17 protein-coding genes are annotated in these 20,817 nt (G+C 49.8%); 12 read left to right on the top strand and 5 right to left on the bottom strand.

Translation table 11 applies throughout. The features are described from left to right. Positions 1-3: 3 nt before the first annotated feature. From AC23NW_RS20215 to AC23NW_RS20200, 4 genes are all read right to left on the bottom strand, one after another. A complete protein-coding gene (locus AC23NW_RS20215; protein WP_487451609.1) occupies positions 4-1,815 on the bottom strand; it encodes a RagB/SusD family nutrient uptake outer membrane protein in 1,812 nt (603 codons plus the stop codon). A 6-nt stretch (positions 1,816-1,821) separates the two neighbouring features. Then, positions 1,822-5,259 carry a TonB-dependent receptor gene (locus AC23NW_RS20210; RefSeq protein WP_487451608.1) on the bottom strand — a complete coding sequence of 1,146 codons (3,438 nt, stop codon included), beginning with the start codon at positions 5,257-5,259 and terminating at the stop codon, positions 1,822-1,824. Positions 5,260-5,500: 241 nt separating this feature from the next. Then, complete coding sequence (locus AC23NW_RS20205; protein ID WP_487451607.1) at positions 5,501-6,589, bottom strand: FecR family protein; 1,089 nt, start codon at positions 6,587-6,589, stop codon at positions 5,501-5,503. A 57-nt stretch (positions 6,590-6,646) separates the two neighbouring features. Next, positions 6,647-7,243 carry an RNA polymerase sigma factor gene (locus AC23NW_RS20200; RefSeq protein WP_487451606.1) on the bottom strand — a complete coding sequence of 199 codons (597 nt, stop codon included), beginning with the start codon at positions 7,241-7,243 and terminating at the stop codon, positions 6,647-6,649. Positions 7,244-7,585: 342 nt separating this feature from the next. On the opposite strand from AC23NW_RS20200, the gene AC23NW_RS20195 reads away from it, so the two are divergent. After that, a complete protein-coding gene (locus AC23NW_RS20195) occupies positions 7,586-9,532 on the top strand; it encodes a KUP/HAK/KT family potassium transporter (protein WP_487451605.1) in 1,947 nt (648 codons plus the stop codon). Positions 9,533-9,572: 40 nt separating this feature from the next. Here AC23NW_RS20195 and AC23NW_RS20190 read toward each other — a convergent pair whose 3' ends face one another. Beyond that, positions 9,573-10,508, bottom strand: coding sequence for a glycine-rich domain-containing protein (locus AC23NW_RS20190; protein WP_487451604.1), 936 nt, complete (start codon positions 10,506-10,508; stop codon positions 9,573-9,575). Positions 10,509-10,788: 280 nt separating this feature from the next. On the opposite strand from AC23NW_RS20190, the gene AC23NW_RS20185 reads away from it, so the two are divergent. The 11 genes from AC23NW_RS20185 to AC23NW_RS20135 all read left to right on the top strand — a co-directional run bounded on the left by AC23NW_RS20185 (position 10,789) and on the right by AC23NW_RS20135 (position 20,794). Then, positions 10,789-11,460, top strand: coding sequence for a response regulator transcription factor (locus AC23NW_RS20185; protein WP_487451602.1), 672 nt, complete (start codon positions 10,789-10,791; stop codon positions 11,458-11,460). Positions 11,461-11,493: 33 nt separating this feature from the next. Beyond that, positions 11,494-12,849, top strand: coding sequence for a HAMP domain-containing sensor histidine kinase (locus AC23NW_RS20180; RefSeq protein ID WP_487451601.1), 1,356 nt, complete (start codon positions 11,494-11,496; stop codon positions 12,847-12,849). Positions 12,850-13,104: 255 nt separating this feature from the next. Further along, entirely contained in the window at positions 13,105-13,572 is a 468-nt protein-coding gene (locus tag AC23NW_RS20175; RefSeq protein WP_487451599.1) for a DUF3592 domain-containing protein, read from the top strand. 133 nt (positions 13,573-13,705) lie between these two features. Further along, entirely contained in the window at positions 13,706-14,320 is a 615-nt protein-coding gene (locus AC23NW_RS20170; RefSeq protein ID WP_487451597.1) for an FHA domain-containing protein, read from the top strand. A gap of 22 nt (positions 14,321-14,342) precedes the next feature. Further along, positions 14,343-15,173, top strand: coding sequence for a hypothetical protein (locus AC23NW_RS20165; RefSeq protein ID WP_487451596.1), 831 nt, complete (start codon positions 14,343-14,345; stop codon positions 15,171-15,173). Then, positions 15,164-15,757, top strand: a complete 594-nt coding sequence (locus tag AC23NW_RS20160; RefSeq protein ID WP_487451594.1) for an FHA domain-containing protein — start codon at positions 15,164-15,166, stop codon at positions 15,755-15,757. The genes AC23NW_RS20165 and AC23NW_RS20160 overlap by 10 nt, the downstream gene beginning before the upstream one ends. Before the next feature lie 10 nt (positions 15,758-15,767). Further along, positions 15,768-16,814, top strand: coding sequence for a PP2C family protein-serine/threonine phosphatase (locus tag AC23NW_RS20155; RefSeq protein ID WP_487451593.1), 1,047 nt, complete (start codon positions 15,768-15,770; stop codon positions 16,812-16,814). A gap of 2 nt (positions 16,815-16,816) precedes the next feature. Then, on the top strand, positions 16,817-17,608 hold the full coding sequence (locus tag AC23NW_RS20150) for a caspase family protein (RefSeq protein ID WP_487451591.1): 792 nt from the start codon (positions 16,817-16,819) through the stop codon (positions 17,606-17,608). Positions 17,609-17,619: 11 nt separating this feature from the next. Then, positions 17,620-18,918 carry a serine/threonine protein kinase gene (locus tag AC23NW_RS20145; RefSeq protein WP_487451590.1) on the top strand — a complete coding sequence of 433 codons (1,299 nt, stop codon included), beginning with the start codon at positions 17,620-17,622 and terminating at the stop codon, positions 18,916-18,918. A gap of 388 nt (positions 18,919-19,306) precedes the next feature. Beyond that, positions 19,307-19,597 (top strand): hypothetical protein, encoded by a 291-nt coding sequence (locus AC23NW_RS20140; RefSeq protein ID WP_487451589.1) that lies wholly within the window; start codon positions 19,307-19,309, stop codon positions 19,595-19,597. 114 nt (positions 19,598-19,711) lie between these two features. Next, positions 19,712-20,794 carry an efflux RND transporter periplasmic adaptor subunit gene (locus tag AC23NW_RS20135; RefSeq protein ID WP_487451587.1) on the top strand — a complete coding sequence of 361 codons (1,083 nt, stop codon included), beginning with the start codon at positions 19,712-19,714 and terminating at the stop codon, positions 20,792-20,794. Positions 20,795-20,817 lie beyond the last annotated feature (23 nt).

The raw sequence follows: 20,817 nt of genomic DNA, 5'->3' as shown, positions 1-20,817 counted from the left end.
CGGTTAATAACCTGGGTTCTGCGTGAAGGCAGGTCCTTCAACTGTACGGTCAATCTGCGTTTGCGGAATCGGCCGGAGCATGTGGAAATCCTTTACGTACGGACCGGCTTCGCTGTTCCAGCCTTTAATCCGCTTCACCAGCGTTTTGGTACGAACCAGGTCATGGTACCGCATCCATTCGCCGAACAACTCACGGCTGCGTTCATCCAGGATAAAATCCACTGTAACGTCATCGGCACCAATGGTCATCGCCGTTACAGCGGCTGCGTTCTGTGCTGCCGTATTGGTTTTGCGGTAGGCTGCCCGTTGCCGGATGACATTCAGTAATTCAGCTGCCTTTGGCTTGTTACCTGACATCAGGTACGCTTCAGCACCGATCAGGTACACTTCTGAAAAACGGGTGATTACCACCGGACGCGTTGACGGATCATTGAAGTTTGAGCCCCGGCTTGGGTCCATGTGCTTCTTGATTGCCGGATACAGGTTGGCATTCCACATGCTTGGCGTCGCTACAATACCTTTAAACGGTCTGGTACCAATGAATTGCGGTGCGCCGGCCACTTCAAAATCCGGTAACCAGACCATGGTATCAACCCCGACAACAGTCGTATAGCCAATGCCGCGCTTGTTGTTAGCCGCAGTCGGCGTGTTCGTTACAGACGTGTTGGCGATGTAGGTTGTATAGAACGTATTCAGGAACCGTGAATCAACATCCCGCTTCACGAAAGCCTGATCAAGGAAATAATTCTTGCCGGTGTTGTCGCCTGATGTTTGCTTCACACTGTTCGGACGAATCCGCGCATACGGACGACCGTAGTACGAATCGCGGATCATACCGGACGTTCCGGAGTTGACCAGCACCCCCGAAGCATTGACGTATGAGTTGACACCACTGTTGTTCGGGTAGTTCCAGTTGGTAAACCAGGGCGTCAGGTTATTCGCAAAACCACCGCTTTCGCCGGAACCTAACAGGTAATAGCCATATTTGGCATCGTTTGAGTGGTCGCTGACAAACACTGTTTCCTTACCGTAGTCGTTGGCAGGGACAAACGCATCGCCGAAATCCTGCCACAGGTCAAGGCCATAGGTGGCTTTGTTGGTAATGATGTCGTTGGCAATTTTAGCCGCCTCCGCAAAGTCAGACTGCGAGTTGGTCAGCCAGCCACGGGTGAGGTACGCCTTTGACAGGAAAAACAGGGCAGCAGGTTTGGTAGCTGCTTTACCCAGGAACGGAGCCGTTGGTTTATCCGGTAACGCGGCAGCGGCTTCCGTAAGATCCTGAATAATGAGCTTGTAGACGTCCGCTACCGGATCCCGCTTTGCACTCTGCGACGGAACCGTGATAAATTCAGTGTGCAGCGGCACATCACCCCAGGTCTGTACCAGATAGAAGTACCAGAAGGCGCGTAAAAATTTGGCCTGTGCCAGATACTGCTGCTTGGTTGCCGCAGGCAGGTCAATACTCTGCCCGTACTTCAATACCCCGTTGACGGTGTTAATACTGGTAAAGGCAGCAGCCCATGCAGAGCCAAAGTTACTGCTGTTCAGTCCGTTATAGGTATGTATCGGCCCGCCGCCGCTACTGGCTCCCTGAATGAACTCATCGGTTCCGGCCTGCATCTCTGACGAAAACCCTTCGGTTCCCCATTGGCCGCGGATTTGATTATATACCCCGGCAATACCACCTAACACGCCGGATGCACTATTGAAAAAAGAAGGGACAATCTGCGATTGCGGGTGTTCTTCCAGTACTTTTTCACACCCCAGGCAGGAGAATAACGCTACGGCAACTAATGATATGTTAAACTTTTTCATCTCTGATCAGAATTTAAGATTTAAACCTAGCGTAAATTGACGTACCGGCGGATTGTTGAGGTTAACGGTAACGAAGCGGTTGAAATTACCTCCCTGGATCGTATTACCGTAGCCGTTTCCTTCCGGATCAACCGCTAACTTCGCTTTCACCAGCGGTGAATAGATAATGAACGGATTGGTTGCGTTGAGGTAAATCCGAGCCGACGAAACGCCAAGCCGTGACAGTACTTTGCCGGTAACGGTATACCCCAGATTGATACTGCGCATCTTAATGAATGAACCATCCTGATAGGACGTCGTTGATGTGAAGTAACGTACACCGCCACCTGCATCCGGCCGAGGGAAGGCATTCGTCGGATTTTCCGGTGTCCAGTAATCCATCACGAGTTGGTTCGACCGTCCCTGGTTCAGGAAGCCGAAGCCGGAGCCGCCCCCTGATGTTCCTGACAGATACGGAACGACGACTTTCATACCCATCCGCGCAAACGTCACAATCGACAGGTCAAAGCCCTTGTAACTGATCCGGTTCGTAAAGCCACCTTCCCACTTCGGCTGGAAGTTGCCGATAATCTTCCGGTCATTGGCATCAATTACGCCGTTACCATCAACGTCTTCGACACGGATTTCACCCGGCAGCTGTACCGGTGAGGTTTGCTTTTTCAGGTTACCGTTGTCTACGTCTGCCTGCTGCCAGATACCGATTTTATTGTAATCGTAAATGACGGTCAGCGGCTGGCCCACAAACCAGAAGTTGCCTTTGTTATCCAGTTCTTTCGGTGTTGTGAGCTGCGTAATTTTCTCACGGTTAAAGAAGTAGGTTAAGTCTGTACTCCAGTTAAATCCGTTTTTGTTCCGGAAAATGTCGACAGTCACCGATGACTCAAAGCCGCGCCCTTCGGTTTTACCCAGGTTTTTCAACGTTGAACCCGCCCCGTTACTTTCCGGGAGATTTACCGACAACAGAATGTCTTTTGTCTTCTGGTAATACACATCGAATGTACCGGTAATGCGGTTATTTAACAGGCCGATTTCCAGACCGATATCCGTCTGGGCTGTCGACTGCCAGCCTAGATTCGTAGCCGGAAGGCTGGTAACGGTATAGGCAAGCGCCTGACCGGCGGCCGTCGTACCGAAGTTGTAATAACCGGTTGACAGTGCGCCAAGGGTCGCATAGGCGCCTACGTTCCGGTTACCGGAAATACCCCAGCCTCCCCGTACTTTCAGATTAGAGAAAACAGGAATATTCTTCATGAATGTCTCATCAATTACGTTCCAGCTCAGACCAATGGCCGGATAATTGAAGTACTGGTTGCCCGGTGACAGCGTAGATGAACCGTCGCGGCGGAACGTAGCGGTCAGGATATATTTATCGTTGAACGCATAGTTTACCCGCGCCATATAGGAAAGCAGACCGGTTTCTGAAAAGGAATTACCGAAGTCTGTCGGAGCAACCGGCGTTCCGGAAGCCAGCGCAAAATTGGCGGTTTTAATGTAATCGGCCGGAACCCCTTTTACCGTAAACCGGCTACCCAGGGAGTGGTTTTTTGTATATTCATAGAGCCCGGTCACACCGATTCTGTGTTTTCCAATGGTCTTGTCATAATACAGCAAATGCTGCATGTTCACGTCCCAATACTCGGTATTTCTGATTTCAGCATTGGATACACTTTGGTCAACCCCTGTATTAACGAACGTATTTGGCGGACCATAGCCGTTAAAACCAGTCTGGCTGTAGTTCAGACCAACGTTGAACCGATACCGGAGGCCATCCAGAATATTGACTTCGGCATACAGGCTGTTGAACGTTCTGATGGCACGCTCACGGGACAGGATGTCGCTGCCGCGCGAAATGAGGGTAAGCGGGGTTACTGCCTGGGCTTCAATCGTTCCTTTTTTAGGATTCAGGTTAATGGTACCGTCGTCATTGTACGGCTTAACCAGCGGCGACAGACGTACCAGTTCGGTCGGTACACCGCCACCCGCCGGATCATTCCGGTACGTCAGGGTATTGAGGGTATTCAAACCAATTTTTACCCGCTTGCCGATTTTCTGATCTATCGTCCCGCGGATATTCATCCGCTGGAAATTCTGATTCGGCATAATACCGGTTTCGTTGAAATAACCAAGGCCCAAACCATACTGCGTATTTTCAACACCGCCCTGTAAACCAAGCTGATGGCTGGTATTGAATCCTTGCTTGTACAGCAGGTCCTGCCAGTCTGTTGATACACCGGCAGCCAGGTTTGCCCGCTCTTCTTCGGTCAGTGGATACGCGGTTGTACCGGCTCCCTGTGAGTTCAGGGCTGCCGATTGCTCTTTCAGCTTCGCATACTGCTGGCCGTTCATCACGTTGTATTTGCCCATGATGTTGGTTACACCGTGGTAGCCGTCGTAGGTAAGTATCGGCTTACCGACCTTGCCGCGTTTGGTAGTAATCAGGATAACCCCGCCTGCACCTCTCGACCCGTAAATCGCGGTTGCCGAGGCATCCTTGAGAATCTCAAGGTTGGCAATATCATCGGGGTTAATGTCATTCAGCCCGCCAAAGGGTATACCATCAACGACTACAAGCGGGCCGTCAAGTCCGTCGCCGTTACCCGTCGTCAGTGACCGGTTTCCGCGGATACGGATGCTTGCCTGGCTACCTGGTGTTGAGCCGTTGCTGACAATCGATACACCGGCGGCACGACCTTTAAGCTGGTTAAGCAGGTTGGGGGCTGGTACCTCTTTCAGCGTAGCTTCAGAAACAGAAACCAGCGAACCGGTCACGTCCCGTTTGCGCTGTGTACCATACCCGACAACGACGACTTCGCTCAGCGTTTTGTTGTCTGTTGCCAAGGAAACATTGACGCTGGTGCGGTTGCCAACGGTAGCTTCCTGGGTAACGTACCCTATAAACGAAAAGATCAGTACCACGTTGGTGCGCTCCGGAACACTGATTTTGTAGTTTCCGTTTTCGTCACTGCTTGTTCCGCGGGTGGTGCCTTTTATCTGAACGTTTACGCCGGGCAACGCCTCACCGTTTTCACTGGTGACCTTCCCCGTAATCTGGATATCCTTTGCTTCAACGGCCGACTGATCGGCGTAGTCGTTTGGGAAGCTGGCCGGCTGGACTGCCTGAGTGGCTGTCCGTTTAATGACAATTTGCTGGCCGACTACTTCATACGACAGGCTCAACGGGGCTAACAGCTGGTCAAGAACGGATGAAAGCTTTTCATTGGTAGCCTGAAGTGAGACCTTACGACGCGACTGGACGATTTCGCGGCTGAACAAAACGTGGACATTGGCTTGTTGTTCAAGACGTTTAAAAACTGTTTCAACATCTTGATTCTGAGCAGAAAGACTGACTCTGCGGTTCAGCAGCTCCTGGGCTTTGCTATCGATGGCAAAGCTGATCTGGAAGAACGTCAGCGCGAGCAGAAGTTGCAGGCTTGAGATTTTCATGATCCTAACCCAAACATTGCGGTTATTAAAAAGGGAATGCATAAGTTTGTATGCTTTGTTGTTCTTGAATCATTAAGAATTGACAAAATGAAGCCCTCCCCCCATCTGATGGGGGTGTTCGAAAGCACAGACTAGAGGGATTAGCAGGGCGGACGTGTTGGGAGCACGGTCGCCCTTTTTTTGTGCATAAGCCGGTATCGGTTATCTCATGTTAGTGTCGTTTGGTTTAAGGTTAAGAATGTTAATTACAGCCCTTGCTGTGAATAATCACCTGATTATTCACAACCTCACAGGTCGATTCAATGGTGAGGCATATTAGCCGGATTTTATCGGGAAAAGGTGTATCGTTCAGCTGCCCCGTAAACGTGCAGTGCTGCAGCAGTTTCCGGTCGCAGATGATCGGCATGTGATACGTGCGTTCCAACTGATCAAAAATTTGGGTGACAGGGGTAAATTCGTAACTGAATTGCTGGGTCAGCATATCCGGTTTTTCTCCGGCAACCGGCGAAACCGGTTCCTTCTTTGTCACCTGCACCGAGTTAGGGACCAGCGTAAGTTGTTCGTTTATCGTTAGTAATGTCTGCTTCTCCGGAAAATCGACCGGAGATACGGTAACTTTTCCGGTTTTGACTTTAACAAAAGCCGTAGCTTCCTTTTTAAAGGACCGTATCTGGAAGCTTGTTCCTAACACACGGGTTGTCAGGGTAGATGTATAAACAACAAAGGGTTTTGCCGGATTTTTGGAAACCTCAAAGAAACCTTCCCCTTCCAGAAACACCTCACGCAGCGCTGCTGAAGTTGTTTTCCGGAAGCGGATCCGGCTGTACGGATAGAGCAATACAGACGAATTTTCGGGCAGCAGGACCACCATCGGTACGGCTGCTACGTTTTTTACCTCTTTCCAGTCATTGCCGGCGGGTGCGTCAATTTTCGGCTGTTTGCGGAACGTCAGGGCCAGTGTTGAGGCAACCGGCTGAAATTGCCACCATAAGCCTGTGAGCAGAACAGACGCTGCGGCAATCCAGCGTAACCGGGACCATAAAGGCCGGATACTGCCGGTAGAGAGCTCATCCGGTGATCCGGTAAACTGACTGGTTATACGGGCGGTTTTTTCCCTGACTTCACGATCGGACATTGCCGGTTTAGTACCTTCCAGGGCGAGATATACCGCGACTGCCTGTTCGTAGAGTTCCCGTTTGTCCGGATGTTGATGCAGCCACTCCTGCCAGCGAATACGGTCGGCCGGGCTTTTATGCAAAACCCATCGCCTGAACGCTTCGTTGCCAAGCAGTTCTTCAACAGTTACGCAGTTTACAGGTAGCTCATCCATTGGTACTTTTCTACTATTTTATTGATAGTATGAAATACGCCAGACGGGATACCCTATCTAAAGAGAATTTTTTTGAAAAAAAATGCAAAAAAAGATAAGAGTTGTCTCCAGCCACCGGTTGCGGACTTTAACCAGCGCTTTTTGCAGGAAATTAGAAACAGACTGCCGGTTAACGTTCATTACCTCCGCAATTTCAGCAACTGAAAGGTTTTCATAGTAGCGCAGATACAGTGCTTCCCGCTCGCGGGGAGGCAGTTTCTGAAGCTGAGCCTGCATACTTTGAGTTAATGCGCTCAATGATTCGCGCTCAATAAGGAGTGTCTCCGCATCATATTCGTCTGGTATTGAGGCATCCCAGTCGAGGTCTTCGGTAGACATGCGGCTTTTGGTGCGGTGATACTGAAGTACATGATGCCTCAATGCTTTCAGCAGATAGTGCTTTACCGATTCCGTTTCATTGATTTGCAACCGGTTTTGCCACAGTTGCAGAAACAAGTCCTGAATACAATCCTCGACCACCTGTTCCTGCACCATAAACTTCATCCCATAATGTTTTAATACACGATAATACCGTTCCGCAAGCTGACCGAGTGCCTGCCTGTCTCCGTGGCGGTAATGCTGCCATAAGTATTGATCCTGTACTGATGAAGTCATGATAGCATGAGTTATGTGTTACCTGGAATCTCAGTTAAGCAAATAATCATGTCAACTGATAAATAAAAATACTATTGATAATCAGCTGTATAACTAAAAAGTTAATTTAAGCGTTTAGTTGACACTTAATTAATAGTGTAAAATTGACACATTAAATGGTAATTGTCAATAGCAATTCCGCCTTTTTTACAAAAAAATAGTTGATAAGTAATACTGTTAATAACAGCTATCAGATACGGGAAACATAGAAACACAGTAATGGGCGCGACGCACAAGGGTTGGCACAAAAAAATAGGCAAAAACCTGCCTGTATTTGAAGGGTTGGTGCTTATTTTGACAAATATGACCATAAGCCAACCATCACATCATAGCCTGGACAAGCTGACCGCTGCCGGCTTATTAGTTTCGATCGGTATCGTATTCGGAGACATCGGCACCTCTCCGCTCTATACCTACCGGGCGATTATCGAAGACAGAGTAGTGAATGAAACCCTGGCACTGGGTGGAGTATCTGCCATCTTCTGGACGCTGACATTTCAGACTACGCTCAAGTATGTATTACTGACCTTACGGGCTGACAACAATGGGGAAGGTGGTATCTTTTCGCTGTATACCCTGATCAGGCGCTATGCCCGCTGGCTGCTGATTCCGGCAATCGCGGGGGGCAGTTTCCTCATTGCTGACAGTATTATTACCCCGCCGATTTCAGTCTCCTCTGCAATTGAAGGGTTACGGCCGCTTTATCCGGACATACCGACTGTTCCGATCGTACTGGCCATACTGGTGCTTTTATTTGTCGTGCAGCAGATGGGAACGGAGAAATTAGGTAAGTCTTTCGGGCCGATTATGCTGATCTGGTTTTCCATGATCGGCCTGGTCGGTTTTGTAGAATTCAGCCACGACTGGTCAGTAATCCGGGCATTGAATCCGGTTTATGCGTACCGGATGCTGACGGAGCAGCCGGAAGGCTTCTGGCTGTTGGGAGGGGTGTTTCTGTGCTCTACCGGGGCAGAAGCGCTTTACTCGGACATGGGCCATGTGGGCAGGCGCAACGTACAGGTTTCCTGGTTTTATGTAAAATTCTGCCTGATCTTGTGTTATCTGGGTCAGGCTACCTGGCTGCTGCATCACGTGGGTAAACCACTTGGTGAAACCAACTCGTTTTTCGGTATGATTCCGGACTGGTTCATGCTGCCGTCGATCGGTATCGCTACCCTGGCCACGATTATTGCCAGTCAGGCCCTGATCAGCGGAACATTTACGCTGGTTTCCGAAGCATTCCGGTTGACGTTGCTTCCTAAATTACAGATTGTTTTTCCTTCGGAAGCCCGCGGGCAGGTGTATATTCCGGCGTTTAACTGGCTGTTGATGCTGGGGTGTATCGGCGTAGTGCTGTACTTTAAAAAGTCGAAGAATATGGAGGCGGCTTTTGGTCTGTCGGTCAACCTGACGATGTTGATGACAACCATCCTATTGTCTTACTATCTATATACGAGGCATGTTAATCTGGCCGTTGTATTCGGATTGTTTGTGCTGTACATGATGATTGAGAGCTCATTCCTGATTGCGAACCTCAGGAAGTTCACCCACGGCGGCTGGGTATCGCTGTTGCTCGGATTTATGCTGATCAGCATCATGTACATCTGGTATCGGGGTAGCCGGATCAAAAAGCGGTTGACGAACTACGTTAGCCTGAAAGAACACCTGCCGATATTACGGGAACTCAGTAATGATACGGATGTACCGAAGTACGCCACGAACCTGGTCTATCTGACATCTGCCGATAATGCACAGATGGTTGAAGACCATATAATCAGCTCAATTCTGGAACGGCAGCCAAAACGAGCTGATTTATACTGGCTCATTCACGTGGATTTGGTTGATGAACCCTACACTTCGCAATATTCGGTGGATATTTTATTGCCTGAAGATGTCGTGCGGATTACGTTCAGGCTTGGTTTCCGGGTACAGCCGCGTATTAACCTGCTCTTCAAACGGGTGGTAGCTGATATGGTGAAAAACGGAGAGGTGACGATTCTGAGCCGCTACCGGTCATTGCAGCAACGGCAAATTGTCGGCGACTTTAAGTTTATCATCATTAACCGGTTTCTGTCGTATGAAAATGAACTGGGCGCGATTGATACATTTTTGATGAATGCCTATTTCTTCCTGAAGAAATTCAGCATTGCCGACGAAAAAGCCTACGGCCTTGATCACCAGAATGTAACAACGGAGGAGGTTCCGCTGATTGTCAGGGCAGCCGACGAAATTCCGCTGGAGCGATTCTGAGACTAAACGCCCCTGACACAGTCTGTCAGGGGCGTTTGGTTCACCACCGGATAATTACAAGTCCCGGAGCACCATCGCCACCTTTTGTATAGCCGCAGCTACCGCCTCCACCCGGAGTCTGGCCGTCAGCGGCATCAGAAAATGAACCGTCGTCACCGTTTACCCGTACAAACTGACCAGCAGAATTCAGCATTACGGTCGGTGCAAATCCCCCGCGCCGGTCTGTTACACCATAGGCAAGGCCTCCGTCTGACAGCTTTATGAGTTCCATAAAGTCAGTGGATGTCTTCTGGACATAAGAAACCTGCACCTGATTGGCAAAACCTCCCTGAAAAATCAGCGCCTGGCCCTGAGAGTCTGAACCGCGTCCGCCGCTGCCGAACCGGTCTCCGCCTTCGGCTACAAGCCGGCTGTTGTTATACCTGAATGTGCTGTTGTTTCCCGTGGTAACTGACTGTGCGTTTGTACTGACGGCCGGTGCTCCGGCGTTCCCGACTTCAATGGTTGTTGATGTAACGCCGGCTGCCACATTGTATAACCGCCGTACATAGCCACCGGCACCGCCTCCCTGACAAAATACCCGGCTCCCCGAATAGGACAAGGTGCCGCCACCGGCACCCCCACCCCAGACTTCCACTACAAACTGGGTTACGTCCTGCGGAACGGTCCAGTAAAAGGTAGTGACCTGTTGGTTAACGATTACGACATCCGACCCCTGAAACGTCCGGACATTCGGGAACCGGTTGTTGACATCACTACCCAGCAACTGCCAGTTGGAGCCGTCATAATAGGAAAGTGCCTTTGCATCAGTATTGTAAACAACGTTTGCTTCGGCCTGTGGAACCGTGGCCTTATTAACCTGCTGGGCAGAATTAACCTTTGGTAATGTGATGGCATAAGGTTTTAGCGCATAGGATTGCTGCGCAGCCAGTGTGCCGGGGACCAGAAATAAGATGAGGTAAAAAATGGCTTTCATGGTTTGTAGATTTTTGTTGTTATTCCCGGTTTGGAACCTGTAGACGGGTGTAAAACCAAAACCTGGTATTGCTCCAAATGTACACTGTTGGTTTCGGTGTGGGTATCGGATAAAGGTATGAGTTACGCACATCCGGCAGAAATAACACCCGGCCGGAACTTAGGATACGTAAAAAACCTTATTTGGTATGATTCATGGCAAAGGCTATCCGGTCTGCATCTCTGGATTCGCCCGGCCTGATGGCTGCTTCTGATTTGCAGTAATCAATATCGTTATCGTTATGAAAATTCTGTTAGTTGAGGATGAAGAGCGGCTTGCCTCATTTGTTCGCAAAGGCTTTCTGGCGGAAGGCTATGAAGTTACTATCGCCTATGATGGCAGGACAGGGCTTTCCTTTTTCCGTAAGGATATTTACGACATTATCCTGCTGGATGTTAATTTACCCCACATTAATGGATTTGAACTTTGCCGCATGATCCGCTCAGAAAATGAATCGGTACCGGTGCTGATGCTGACGGCACTGGATAGCATGGCGGACAAATCGGATGGGTTTAATTCGGGGGCGGATGATTACATGGTGAAACCTTTTGAATTTCAGGAGCTTCTTTTACGCATCCGAGCTTTAACGCGCCGCAATGGCCCGAAACAAAAGCAGATTCTGCAACTGGCTGACCTTGAACTGAATTTGGATACGAAGACCGTTACCCGCGCCGGCCAGCGCATCGAACTGACTACCCGCGAGTACTCCCTGATGGAATACCTGATGCTGAATAAGGGTAAAATTATTTCCAGAGTAGACATCAGTGAACGGGTCTGGAGCTTAAATTTCGATAGCAACACCAACGTTATTGACGTGTATGTCAGTTACCTGCGGAAAAAAATTGATAAAGGCTTTTCCACAAAACTCCTGCACACCGTTGTCGGAATGGGCTATGTTCTCCGGGAAGGATAACAGCTGCCTGATCCTTGATACTGACTTGTCCTTATGCTTATTCGTAACCGGTTAACCATCATATTTACCCTGCTGGCCACGGCAATCCAGCTTACGTTGTCCTTACTGGTTGGTTATTTTTATTCGCTATACCGGCAGGAAGAGTTTTACAGCCGCCTGGAAAGTAAGGCACGGGTGGCGGGCCGGGTCCTGATCTCCCGCCGCCACCTGCACGATAACTTTTTCAAAAACATGGTCCGGACGGATCTGCTGACGATTGTTGAGGAGCAGATCAGTATCTATGACGAACGGCGCAATCTGGTCTTTACTAACCGTACGCTGAAGGAATCAGAATATTATAAGGAAAAGATTCCGCTTCTCGACACCTCGTCACTATTTGAGTTCCGGAGTGAACACCTCGAGTCCATCGTAATCCCCTACCGTGACCGAGGGCAGCTGTTTTATATTTTTGCGTCGGGATACGACCGGATCGGTTTTGCCAAACTGAAAACACTCGTACAGATTCTGATTCTGGCTAACCTCCTTGGGTTTGCCCTCATTGTGCTGGCGGGCTGGTATTTTTCCGGCCGCGTGCTGAAACCAATCTCTCAAATCGTGGATGAAGTGGAGCAGATTACAGCCGTTGACCTGCACAAGCGCGTACATGAGGGTAACCGGCGGGACGAAATTGCCCAGCTGGCCATGACGTTTAATCAGATGCTTTTCCGGCTGGAAGATGCGTTTGTGTCGCAGCGGAGTTTTGTGTCACATGCCTCTCACGAGCTGAGGACCCCGCTTACAAACACACTGGGTACCCTTGAAACATCCCTGCGCTATGATCAGAAACCCGAAGACTGGCGCGAGAGTATTACCATTGCGATTGAAGAAATCAAAAAAGTCATTACACTCACCAACGGTTTGCTGGGTCTGGCTAAGGTAACGGATGGAACCATTGTGCTGCAACCGGTTCAGGTTGATGACTGCCTGCTTTCGGCCATCGGGCAGGTGCAGTCCAAGTATCCCGACCGGAGCCTTCCGCTCCATTTTGATGCGTCGGATGAGGATTCATTTACCGTAAAAGGCAGCAGCGCGCTCCTCACAACTGCTTTTCTGAATGTGCTTGATAATGCCTGTAAGTACTCGGCAGAGCCGGTTTCTATCCAGTTATCGGCTAAAGGAGAAAAGATTCTGCTGCTGGTGACCGATAAGGGGCGCGGCATTACGGCCGAAGATGCGGCTCATATTTTTGACCCTTTATACCGGGGTCATAATGTTGAGGGAGTGCCCGGCTATGGCATCGGGCTGGCCATTACGCAGAAAATCATTGAGCTGCATCAGGGAAAACTGATCTTTACGTCTGCTGAACAACAGGGAACAACGGTCAGGATTGAGGTACCCGGATTTGTTTAACGCATCCGGTGTCTGCCGTAAAACTGCCTGGTGCCGGTGAGGTGAACGGAAGCTGAGCATTAAAAACGGTTCAGCTTCCGTACCGGATTGTGAAACCAACTGAAATAAAAACGATTACTCTCCTTCAAAATACGGCAAATTACGTAGAGAAGTACGCTGCCTGTATGGCACTTTTGTATGACGTCAGTACCTGATCAAAACAGCGGTCAGTGATGACGAACGGTTAAATCCTGAATCACTAACCATATACCGGTCATGCATGTACTGCTTTTAACGCTTTTTATCCAGACTTCGCAGCACTATACGGAAGCTGTTAATACCGGAAGCCACAAAATCGGAGCTGTTGTATTGATTGCCGGCATCGGCTTGATCTTGCTTTCCTATGTATTGAAGAAACAGAACCGGCAATGGCAGCAAAATGCAGAAACGACAGATGCACAGGTACTTTCGTTCTATAAAGAGCGGAAGGCCTATCGAAATAACCAGGTCGAATACGATTATTTCTCGGATGTTCAATACACGGTTCAGGGCCGGTTATATCAGTCAAAAGTTAAAGTCCCCAATGCTCCGAAGACCTATGTAGCCGGCGCCAGGTTACCCATATTTTACAACCGGAATAATCCCGGCGATGTCCGGCTGTCTCTGAGCAATCGGATGCTTACCACCTTTCTGCTATTTATCGGTATTTTCTTCGGACTGATCGGGATCGTTTTCCTGCTCTAAGGATAACGGTTATACAGTAGCAGCAGCCCGGATTACCGGACGCCACCACCGAAAAATACGCAATTTGCCTGATGACAAAGGCATAGTCTGAGATGTACTTTTGACCGGACTCAGACTCTGAACATTCCCTTACATGAATAGCAGGCAATATACGATCGGCCGTAATCCCGACAATCAGATCAGGCTTGTCCAGCCGCAGGTAAGTGGCCGGCATGCAACGCTTACCGTGATTTCTGACAATATTATGGTGCTTGAAGACCACAACTCCACTAACGGGACAACAGTAAACGGTCTTCAGATTCAGCGGATGCTGATTACCCCTAAGGATACGGTGTCGTTGGGCGGGGTGGTTGTCAACTTTGAAAAAATATTTGCACGGAACCGGCAGCCTGAGCCGCAACCGTTGCCCGGAAAACAACAGAACGAGGCCGTTGCCGATGCATTCAACCAGCTCAGTGAGGTGTATGAAGCGTATCGGACCGCCAAACTCCAGTTGCAGGGCAAAGGGCAGGGGGTGAGTTCAGCCGTACGCGCTGGTTTATCACTGATTCCGTTTGTGGGTAGTGCACTCGGTATTCTGGTATCGGGTTCGATCAATACCAGAGAAAAAGAGTTTGCCCTGAACGAAGAGTTTCAGATTAATTATGTCTGTCCGAAATGCAAACGCTTTCTGGGCTTCCTGCCATGGAAAAACCTCGCAAATCAGAAGCGGTGCGTAGCCTGTAAAGCCATCTGGATAATTGACTGATGAATACCCTAACAATAACGATATGTCAGCTAACAACGACGAAACAATGATTCTGAATCAGGATCAGCCCATCCGGCCTGCCGGAGATCAGGTTATTATCAATGGCCCTGCTAATGAACAGCAGCCCGCCGGTACTACTGTTGATCCGCAAAACGAACGGACGCCTGATTCCGGTACAAAAGCCAAAATTGCGGCTGCGGGTGGTGTCGTACTGGGTGCGGCGCTCGGATCGGCCGGTACTGCCTTTGCCACCGGCTCTGAACCGGATGCAGCGGTCGAACCAGGGCCGGGCGATGTACCCGCCGACGACCCGAATGCCCCGGTTGATAACGCAAATAACGGTATGCCGCAAAACCAGCCTGCCAATCAAGCGGACCAGCCAACAGCCCAAACCCCGGGGGGCGAAACCCAGGCGGCCACAACTGAATTAAGCATTGATGGTCAGCAGGTTGATCTTACGGGTGATGGTCAGCCGGACGGCATAGCCATCGATGCAGATCATGACGGGGTTCTTGAAGGCGTTGTCCTTGATACGAACCAGGATGGTATCGCTGATGCTTTGGTTGTTGATCAGGATGAAGACGGAGTCACAGATGCCATTATGGTTGATACAAATGAGGACAGGACGTTTGAACAGGTATTGGTTGATGTAAATCATGACGGCGAAATGGATGTTGTCGGGGTTGATATGAACCATGACGGTCAGTTTACGGAGGATGAATTTCAATCACTTACCCACGATGGCAGTACCATGAACATGGGTGGCGACGAACCTGAACCGCTTCCGGATGAGGAGGGCAATGTGGCGCATCAGGATTATGTAAATAACGGCGATGTTGATGAATGGGCCTGACCGATATGCAGGTAATCTGTTCAAACGGAAACTGCGAAGCCACGCTGCGACTGAAAACAGATACGCTTCCGGCCGGTAAACGGTTGCAGGTACGTTGTCCGAAATGCGGGACAATATCCGGTGTGGTTATCCCTGCTGAACCGGTAAAATCAGCGCCGGTGGCCAATAAGACGCTGGTAATCAATCAGGATTTATCGGAAACGCAGCGTAACCAGGCGGTTGGTCGGCTTGACGTTGAGGTCCCTGCCGGACAACCCCCGCAGCTGCTTCAGCTGAAAGAGGGCCGGAATGTCCTCGGCCGACTGTCGACGTCAAAACCGGCTGATATAATGGTACATACGCTGGATACGTATATGAGTCGCCGTCATGCCGTAATCGATGTGTTCAGGAGACACGATGGCTGCTTTCAATACGTAGTTAGCGACTGCGGCTCCAATAACGGTACGTTCATAAACGAAGTGCGGCGGTTAACGGAGCATGATCAGATATTTCTGAAAAACGGAGATTGTCTGCGATTGGGTAAAACGATACTGTATCTCAGAACGGGGGAGGCTGCTGACCTTTCCGAAACGCCGGCAGGCTAACCTTCCTCTCATGCGGATAACCATTTTTCCGCCGGTAGCCATCAGCGAAACCGGCGGCAGACAAAATAACGAGGATGCCGTTTATCCCTCGCCGGGACAGGCTTCGGTTTCAGACCGGCTTTTTATGGTTTGCGATGGTATGGGCGGATTGTCGGAAGGCGAACAGGCCAGTTCGCTGACAACATCGGCGATCCGTTCCTTTTTTGCCCAACATCCGGGCCCTGCCACTTTCGCCCTTGTTTCGATGGCTGTTCAGGAGGCTGAAAAGGCACTTGAGGCCTATCAGCGGACAACATCCGCACCGGGAAAGATGGGAACAACCCTGACACTCCTGCATCTGCACCAGAAGGGCGCAACCGTAGCCCATGTCGGTGACAGCCGGATTTATCATTGCCGGGGCAATAACATCCTGTACCGCTCGACGGATCATAAACTCGTGGATGAATGGGTGAAGGCGGGTATACTAAACCCTGAACAGGCAATGGACCATCCGCAGCGAAATGTCATCACCCGGGCGATTCAGGGACGACCCCTGACGCCTGCTCAGGCAGATGTGAGCATGCTGACCGACCTGCGCCGGGGCGACTATTTTTTTCTTTGCTCGGATGGTATTATTGAACAACTGACAGATGATGCACTGACAGCCATTTTAGCTGAGCAGGTATCCGATGAGGTAAAGATGAATAAAATTAATGCCGTCTGTAAGGGCAGGACTGCCGACAATTACTCGGCATACCTGATTCATCTGCAGGCAGTTGATACGGATGAAAGCGCTTCGTTTGTCACTGTCAGCTCAGCCGTCGTAAACCCGTTGCGGGGGCCTGATTCAGGACCGGTTGCCGTTTCCCCGACCAGCAGATTAACGGGTCGGTCAGCCATAAATAAGCCGGCCGAAGCGTGGGTAAACCGCATTGGCTGGATGGCCGGTATCGTAATCGCCTGTATCCTGACCTGGCAGATCAGTTCCTGGTTAAGAGATCGTAAACACCCTATCGTTAAACCATTCCGGCCTCCGCAAACCGTTCCGGGGCCGGATCGTCCAAAAAACGCTAACTAGCTATGCTGCCAGATTCTACCAGACTTTTAGTTGTCCTGATGCTGCTTTCTGTGTGTTCAGCCGCCCGGAGTTTTCCTCCCGATGATTCGAAAACCTACGTCGTTATTGCCGCCATCGCCGATTACAAAAACATGACGCCGGATAACGGCGATCTGAATCTGACGGTGAATGATGCCCGACGGGTGTATGATTTTTTTAAAAAAAGAGTACCCGCCAACCAAATGCGTTTCCTGATTAATCAGCAGGCGACCCGGGCACAGATTCTGAAGCAGTTAAATTATCTGTACAGTTTTGCCCGACCTCAGGACCGCGTCATCTTTTATTTTTCAGGACATGGCGCTCCAGGCATCTTTGTGCCTTACGACTTTGATAACAGCGAGGCCACAAGCCTGTTGCATGAAGATGTAAAAGCGGCGTTTAAGCGGTGTCCGGCAAGGACCAAACTCTGCATTGCTGATGCCTGCCATTCAGGCTCAATAACCAAAGCCCGGGGTCTGGGAAACCGCTCGGTGCTGAAGGGCAGTAAATCGGGCATTATGCTGCTGATGTCCTCCCGTGACAATGAAACCTCCATTGAACTGCCCGAGCTGAAGCAAGGTTTATTCAGCTATTACCTCATTCAGGGCCTCGATGGAAAGGCCGACCCTAACCGCGATCACATTGTTGATGCCAGAGAGCTTTTCAACTATCTGAGTAAAAATGTGGTCGCCCATGCCCGCCGGAAACAGCACAGCCAGCATCCGGTGGCCTACGGACGATTTGATAATGCTATGCCCATTGTAAATACCCGCTAATTTTCAGGATCATGAACGGACAATTAACAACGCCGCCGGGAACAATACTCGACTATAAATTAGTACATGAACTCGGCAAAGGCGGGCAGGGTACAGTTTATTACGCCGAAAACGCCCAGGGGCAGCCGGCCGCCGTAAAAATTCTTAACGCCGAGTTTTCGCAGAATGCCGATTTGCGGCAACGATTCATGCGGGAGGCGCAGATTATGGTGCAGCTCAGCCACCCGGGTATCGGTAAGGCCTATCATTTTTACCAGGATAGTGAACGGGTCGCGATTATTATGGAGTATCTACAGGGCGAAGATCTGCAGGAAATGCTGAACCGCCACGGGGCGGTCATGCCTCAGAAAGCCATTGAATGGTTCCGGCAAATCCTGACGGCCTTTCAGTATGCGCACGATCGGGGTGTAGTACACCGGGATATTAAACCGAGCAATATATTTCTTACGCGGAACGGGGCCGTTAAGGTGCTGGACTTTTCAATTGCCAAAATGATTGATCCGGAGGCCACCCAAATGAGCCTGACCGGCCCGATGATGACCCTGGGTACACCGTTATACATGAGTCCCGAACAGATTACGGCGCCGCGCTCGGTAGATTACAGAGCCGATATTTATTCATTAGGAGTATTGTTGTATACCCTCCTTGCCGGGCAGGCACCGTTCGGCAGTACGGAAGATTCACATTTCAGCCTTCACCAGCAGATTGTCAGCACCCCGCTGCCACGGCTGGCCGGTATTCCTGATAAGCTGAACGCCATTATTGCCAGGGCTACCGCTAAAAAACCGGAGCTCCGGTATACGGCGTGTTCAGCCTTTTTACTGGAACTGGAGCAGGTGTATTCACACGGTCCCGTCGTGACGGTTCAGCCGGGGGGCATCCGTACAAATCCTGGCCTCGGCAGTAAACCGGTTCCTGCGGGGACGTCGGGAGAGTATTTTCCGCGGGTGCACATGTTATGGGTATCGTTTCTGGCGCCGCCGGTTGGTGCGTGGCTGTTGAGCCGGAACTTCAGAGCGTTTGATTTCCCCGAACTGTCCCGTACCTGGCTGTATGTTGCCGCTGGCTGGGCGTTCAGCCTTCTGATTCTGTTCTCGGTTTTTCACATTATCCTGCCGTCCGGTGTACAGCTGGTCCTGAACGGCGCCTTCCTTTACTATGTACACCAGACAATTGAAACCCACCTGAAGGGAAAAATGGAAAATGCCGGAACCTCCGGGCTGATGCCGGCAGGAGTCTGGAAAATAATTGGCTTGTGTCTGCTCTATTTTGTGGGTCTGGGCTTTTTAATAGCTCTCGATTTTTCCTGATTCGATTTTATAAAAGACTGGCTGCAAACAGCTGGTCTTTTATAAATTTTTTTTATCCACTATCTGACTGAGGGATCGTATATTAAAATGGAATTAAACCTTTTCTGTTCATTAAAAGGTATATGGTTTATATGTAACTAAATTTATAAGAAATTTTATTTTTTGGTATTCTCTCTAATAATTGCACTTTTTTTGGATTTCGAATTAAAGAAAAATATTGTATTAAAATAAACAGCCCTTTTTTTAATCTCATTCCACTTAATGTTGTCATTAGTTGAATTCATGCACAGACACACCATTTAAATTTTTCTAATGTTTTCTAATTCTACTCTCATATTGTTTTAAAGTTACGACGGTTGTTTTGTGGCATCCAACTTGGAGAAACGCTATGAGACGCCGGTATTTTCCTTCGATATTACTTTATGCCTTCGGATTGGCACTGGCTCTTTCGCTGACGTATAATGGGTTCCTGCTCTACGAACAAAGCCGCCTGAAAAGTATGACCGAATATGGTCTGGGTAGCGCCGTTCCGCCGATCGATCCCATTAACTGGCAACAGCAGCTTTCAGACTGTGAGCATGCCAATCAGCTTAAGGACAGTCTGATCAGGCAGCTGGAGCAGGCACCCAACGCCCCCCCTCACGTAGTAGACACGTCGCAGCACGCTGCCACACGATAAACGCTGACCCTTCTAATCATTATCAATCAGTCAGCAGGCACAATGCCGGTGACTGGCTTAAAACGGGAATACAACCTTAACGAATCAGAATCTCCTGTAAAAAATCAGACTACCATGAAAAGATTGCTTATCCTGTTGGGTTTCGTTGTTGTTATCTGCAACACGGGCTGCCATACAGAAACAGAAGAAAAAGAAGAAGAAAAAGAATTTCTGGTGTCCAGTCCGCTTCAGCGTGACACGACCGTTACCAATCAGTTTGTCTGTCAGATTCATGCGTATCAGCATATTGAGCTGAGAGCGCTGGAAAAAGGGTATCTGCAGAAAATATTTGTGGACGAAGGACAGGCTGTCCGGAAAGGTCAGCTGATGTTCCAGATCCTGCCGATCCAGTATCAGGCTGAGTTACAGAAAGCACAGGCCGAGGCAAACTTCGCCGATGTAGAATATAAGAATACCAAATTGCTGGCCGACAGCAACATTGTCTCGAAAAACGAACTCGCCCTGGCAAAAGCCAAACTGGATAAGGCTAAGGCAGAAGTATCGCTGGCACAGGTTCACCTGGGCTTTACTGAAGTGCGGGCACCGTTCGACGGGATCATGGACCACTTCCAGGTACGGCTGGGAAGTCTGGTAGACGAGGGCGATCTGCTGACGACGCTGTCAGATAATAGCCAGATGTGGGTATACTTCAACGTACCGGAAGCGGAGTACCTGAACTATAAAACACACGCCCAGCAGGAAAACCTGAATCATGTGAACCTGCTGCTGGCGAATAATCAGGTGTTTAATCAGCCTGGTGTGGTAAAAACCATCGAAGCCGACTTCAATAATGAAACCGGTAATATCGCGTTTCGGGCAACATTCCCGAACCCGAACGGACTGCTGCGCCACGGTGAAACCGGTAATATTCAGATGACGCTGCCGTTGAAAAACGCCATGATCATTCCGCAGAAGGCCACCTTCGAGGTACTGGAGAAAAAGTATGTCTATGTGATTGACAAAGATAATAAGGTTCGCTCGCGGGAAGTCGTAATCGGTGCCGAGCTGCCCCACATCTTCGTCGTCCGGTCTGGCCTGAGCAAAGACGACAAAATCCTGCTCGAAGGCTTACGCCAGGTGAAAGAAAACGAAAAGATCCACTACAAATTCGTGAAGCCTGAATCGGTGGTATCTAACTTAAGTCTGTATGCCGAGTAATCAGCGATTCTAACCAGCCGAAG

It is taken from the genome of Arsenicibacter sp. R0_47, from assembly GCF_057652235.1.
Note: the sequence above shows the minus strand (reverse complement) of the source record. Positions and strands in the feature narration are given on the sequence as shown.